Origin of the sequence: Microbacterium thalli, assembly GCF_028737325.1 — a bacterium.
In the GTDB taxonomy this organism is placed as follows: Bacteria; Actinomycetota; Actinomycetes; order Actinomycetales; family Microbacteriaceae; genus Microbacterium; species Microbacterium thalli.
In genome coordinates this window covers 1-241 of record NZ_JAQZCH010000024.1, presented here as the reverse complement: position 1 = coordinate 241, position 241 = coordinate 1, and the positions used below count along the sequence as shown (strand labels likewise).

1 protein-coding gene is annotated in these 241 nt (G+C 68.9%); it reads left to right on the top strand.

Going from position 1 to position 241, the window contains the following annotated elements; genetic code table 11:
* Positions 1-187: sugar transferase (locus PUW82_RS15110; RefSeq protein WP_274223136.1), on the top strand; the 187-nt coding region annotated here is incomplete at its 5' end.
* Positions 188-241: the final 54 nt, after the last annotated feature.

Here is a 241-nt window from a genome sequence, read left to right as displayed (position 1 = left end):
CGTCCGGCGGCGCATGCTCGTCCGGCCGGGCATGACCGGCCTGTGGCAGATCTCCGGACGCAGCGACCTCTCGTGGGAGGACTCCGTGCGCCTCGATCTCTCCTACGTCGAGAACTGGTCGCTGACTTCGGATCTCGCCATTCTCTGGCGCACCGCGAGTGCGGTCCTGTCCCGTCGGGGCGCCTAATGACCGCCGTGCCCGCTGCTCGCACGCGGTCACCCTACGGATCGACCGTCTTCC